This is a genomic window from Holospora curviuscula (genome assembly GCF_002930195.1).
GTDB lineage: Bacteria > Pseudomonadota > Alphaproteobacteria > Holosporales > Holosporaceae > Holospora > Holospora curviuscula.
Window position 1 is genome coordinate 32,003 of sequence record NZ_PHHC01000078.1, and the last position, 3,991, is coordinate 35,993.

Here is a 3,991-nt window from a genome sequence, read left to right on the forward strand (position 1 = left end):
ATGCCTATGAACCAGAGCGCTTTGGAGTTAGCGCTGTTGGCATTTTGAAAGCCCTGAGACGTCTTGGGGTTCGCTATAAAAAATCCAAAGGCGGATCTCGAAAAAAGATCTGTATTGTGCCAAAAGCATAATAAATTAACCAAAAAAGTTGATGAACGTGAAATTGCTCATGATATGTCAAGAATTCACGAGTATTCTGTAAAAGAGAAGCGTTGTTACGGAAAACAAGAGTTGGAGTGCCAAAAGTAAACCAAATACTCTATGCGCTTGAATGAGTTCTACTTTAGGGCTCATTAGATTGTGTACGAGTTCTGTAGAGGTATTGACTTGTTGGCTAGAGGAAATCGTACTTACCAATATCCCAGAAAACCGTGGTAGTGTCATGGATAATACTGCGTTCCATCAAGGGAAAGCGAGTCAGCAAATTTTTCGGCGAAGCTCAGGGTTTCATTAAGTGAAGTTTTCTATTACTTACTGGGGATCAAGAGAATATATTATCCTATTAGACGCTTAAATGGCTATTCGAAAGATACTTAATTTATCGGGTACATACCATATCGTGCTTTCTACTTTAATTACAGGCTAGCTTCTAATCATATGAATTTTTTCCAAGCGATTCGTAGTATTTAGCGTTAAAAACTGCTACACTTTACAGGATATAAAACAACTTTTTTCGTAATGGAAGTATTTCTTTCAGCGCTTCGGACCTGGGTAATAGATCGATTAATACACGAAGGTTACACTGGAATAGACCTCAATTTTTTTCTGGTCACTGAAAAAAACCATGGAGACTTTACAACTCACAGCGCCTTTGCAGCAGCAAAAAAATTCGCAATTAATCCCATGATTATAGCGCAACGAATTTGTTTTCATACCCAAACCATGAAAGGAGTTGAAAAGGCAGTGGTGGCTGGTTCAGGATTTGTGAATATTACCATTGAACCTCATCTATGGGGAAAATGGGTTCATAATATCCTAGACAATCCCACGCACTATGGTCAACGCCCGTCCAAAAATAGTTCCGTTAATATTGAGTATGTTTCTGCAAATCCTACTGGTCCTTTGCACATAGGACATGGAAGATGTGCCGTCATAGGAGATGTTTTAGCGAATATTATGAACAGTGCTGGCTATACGGTTACACGAGAATATTATGTAAATGATGCGGGAAATCAAATCACGTTATTAGCAAAATCTGTTTATCAAGCCTACAAAACGCTTCTAGGGGAAAACCAGAATGAGGAGGTAGCCTACCCAGGTGAATACATTCAAGAGATAGGAAAACAATTGTTAGAACAAGAAGGAACTGCTTGGATGAACGTACCTTCATCGGTCTGGGAGCCTTACATAAAACTTTTTTCTGTGCAACGTATCTTACACCTTATTCAGAAAGATTTAGATGATTTGAGAATTCATCATGATGTTTTTACCTGTGAGCGTTTTTTGTATCAAAATGGTAATATCGAAGAAACCTTTTCCCAATTAAGAGCACGTGGGTGGGTTTATGAAGGAATCATGGAAGCTCCAAAGTCCTATACTTCAGAAAATGAAATAGAGAGTGTATCTTTACCGCTACTGCGCACCTCATTATGGGGAGACACTAAAGATCGAGCACTTCGTAAACCCGATGGTACATGGACCTACTTTGCTGCAGACCTTGCCTACCATATGGACAAGGTACGTCGAGGGTTTTCTGTATGTATTGATATTTTAGGTGCAGATCATATTGGTCATGTTACCCGTCTTAAGGGAGCCATTGAAACCTTAGCTGATCATTCTACGCAATTAGAAATGATTTGCTGTCAAATGGTTAGATTCTTATCTGAAGGAAACCCGATAAAAATGTCGAAACGCACCGGAAATTTTATTTCCATTCAAGACATTTTGCACCATGTGGATGTGGACACTTTTCGATTTTTTATGGTGAATAAAAAAGGAGATACTCATTTTGATCTGAACATTGAGGACATGAAAGCGTGTACTAAAGATAATGCTATATTTTATATTCAGTATGCCCACGCACGGTGTTGTTCTGTGCTACGCCATGGAACAGAGATCTGGCCTTTTCTTAAAGAAAAAGGATGGTGGAGAGATGTGATACTCAATTCTTGGGGGAAAGAACATCAAGAAGGCATCGGATTAGCCTTGGACTTTCCTCGTCTTATTGAAAGTGCGGCTCAAACAAGAGAGCCTCATATTATCTGTACAGGACTATACAAACTGGCGCAGTGCTTTCATAGTTTATGGCAGCAAGGCAGTCGTCAGACAGAGCTTCGTTTTTTAGATGAAAAAGAAATGATGCGCTCTTTAGCTCATTTAGTGTGGGTGTACGCCATTTCCATTGTTCTGAAACGAGGCTTAGCTATTTTGGGAATTGAGGCTAAAGAAGCGCTTTAACTTAGACTATCGTCCCAAAAAAGAAAGAAATTTTAAGACAAGAAATGGGTTAAAAGATATGGATAGAAGAAAAAAAACACCCTATCCAATTGATTTAGAAATAGTCACGCAAACCATTTTTTTTAACCTATGGAGGATTATTGTAGTGAAGGATGCTGAAATAAACGCTTTGGCTGATGAAGTAGACCTCTCATACTCTTTGGATAGCCTTTTAAAATAACTTAACCAAGTAAATAAACGCTCTACACCCCATCGCCTTTCTGGACCTTAACCCCCTTAGTGTTGTCTTCATGTTTTACAATACCAAAGAAAATACCTTACGTATGAAGATAAACTCACTGGTGTAAGTATCCTTGGATACATTAAAATGCTCACCAGCCTTGGAACTTTTTTCTTCAAGCCAAATAAGTACTCTTTTGGCACTACCATGAGGCCTAGCACTGTGCACATCACCATTTAGCCGATAGCCCAAGGTGTTGACCCTTAGATGTTTTTTTACCCGCTCCTTTCTTACTTTCATCTCTTCATTGTTTAAAAGCACTTGGGTTCACGCTCTGGCTAGGGATGATTGCTATGCTAGGACTTTTCTGTTTTCCCATCTTTATTCTGATACTATCTCTGGGGTTATTCATCAATGCTTGAATTCCCCCCTCTATGTTTTAGCCTATTAAAGTCATTCAATACTTGCTTCCGTGGCCTAAACTCTTTAGGGAGATCCCTCCAAAACAGCCGTTTTTTGATATAAACTCTGTCTTTCTATACCAGCCTAGCATCTTTAGGCCTCGACCTTCCTTGCGTCTTCTTGCGTTTGTTGATTCCTTCTTCTATAATTTTCCACACTTCATTTTTTAGATCACTTGTATAGCTTGTTGACATCTCTCACCTTTCTTTCATGTCAATCCTATACTTTATTCCTTCTGTTTCAATTTTTTACGTGACTGGTTTTTAATTGCAAGCTGTTGCCTAAATTCAGACCTGTCCTGAGGGGTAAAATTCATAGTACACAGACCTTTTGAGTTATACTTTTTACACAGGGATTTGTTGATTTATTTTAAAAAGCATAACTATTAGAACCTGTCTTCACAATGTGAGATCCATGAATTAAAAGATATGGATAAGAGAGCAAAGAATCACTTGTCCAAGTGATTTTAGTAGATCAATAAAAGACCTTCATTGAAAGTCATTTTAGAACAGAAAATTATGGGAAAAACCGAAAGCATAGACTAAGATAGTTGATGAATACCGTATTTATGGGATGGAACTGGGATGCCAATGGCGTTTCTTTTACAAAGAATACTCGCGCCTGAAAACAGTCTACAGTTTTTACAAGAGCGCCAAAGATAAAGGAATCCAGGAAAAAAGAATGAGAGAATAGACCTCTTGAGAAACTGGATTGAATTTAAAGTTTGATGTAAACGCTCTATAGAAGGATCTGTTATGAACGAGGAAACCATAAAAAATATAGAAGACGAAAAATTTCGTCGTTTAACAGGCGTTAAAAGATCACCTTTTGAAAAGATGCTTGATATTTTCAGAGAAGCCGAAGGCCTTAAGAAAGCGAAAGGCGGTGGAAAGAACACGCTTATTTTAGAGG

At 38.3% G+C, this 3,991-nt stretch carries 5 protein-coding genes and 1 pseudogene; 5 read left to right on the top strand and 1 reads right to left on the bottom strand.

Going from position 1 to position 3,991, the window contains the following annotated elements:
* The first annotated feature begins 114 nt into the window (after window positions 1-114).
* The 4 genes from HCUR_RS09785 to HCUR_RS09490 all read left to right on the top strand — a co-directional run bounded on the left by HCUR_RS09785 (window position 115) and on the right by HCUR_RS09490 (window position 2,617).
* Window positions 115-249: a hypothetical protein gene (locus tag HCUR_RS09785; RefSeq protein ID WP_279337468.1), complete on the top strand. Its 135-nt coding sequence runs from the start codon at window positions 115-117 to the stop codon at window positions 247-249.
* 22 nt (window positions 250-271) lie between these two features.
* Complete coding sequence (locus HCUR_RS01935; protein WP_104206505.1) at window positions 272-454, top strand: hypothetical protein; 183 nt, start codon at window positions 272-274, stop codon at window positions 452-454.
* Between the two features lie 224 nt (window positions 455-678).
* A complete protein-coding gene (gene argS / locus HCUR_RS01940; protein WP_104206506.1) occupies window positions 679-2,397 on the top strand; it encodes an arginine--tRNA ligase in 1,719 nt (572 codons plus the stop codon).
* Between the two features lie 58 nt (window positions 2,398-2,455).
* Window positions 2,456-2,617 (top strand): hypothetical protein, encoded by a 162-nt coding sequence (locus HCUR_RS09490; RefSeq protein WP_243397248.1) that lies wholly within the window; start codon window positions 2,456-2,458, stop codon window positions 2,615-2,617.
* A gap of 75 nt (window positions 2,618-2,692) precedes the next feature.
* Here HCUR_RS09490 and HCUR_RS01950 read toward each other — a convergent pair whose 3' ends face one another.
* Window positions 2,693-2,869 (bottom strand): hypothetical protein, encoded by a 177-nt coding sequence (locus HCUR_RS01950; protein ID WP_207760864.1) that lies wholly within the window; start codon window positions 2,867-2,869, stop codon window positions 2,693-2,695.
* Between the two features lie 965 nt (window positions 2,870-3,834).
* On the opposite strand from HCUR_RS01950, the pseudogene HCUR_RS09495 reads away from it, so the two are divergent.
* Window positions 3,835-3,991: pseudogene (locus HCUR_RS09495) on the top strand (IS5/IS1182 family transposase); the annotation flags it as partial.

What these genes read in the sequence shown, in the direction of transcription:
- HCUR_RS01935 (WP_104206505.1), top strand. Translation starts at nt 272, where the DNA reads ATGAGTTCTACTTTAGGGCTCATTAGATTGTGTACGAGTTCTGTAGAG.
- argS (WP_104206506.1), top strand. Translation starts at nt 679, where the DNA reads ATGGAAGTATTTCTTTCAGCGCTTCGGACCTGGGTAATAGATCGATTA.
- HCUR_RS09490 (WP_243397248.1), top strand. Translation starts at nt 2,456, where the DNA reads ATGGATAGAAGAAAAAAAACACCCTATCCAATTGATTTAGAAATAGTC.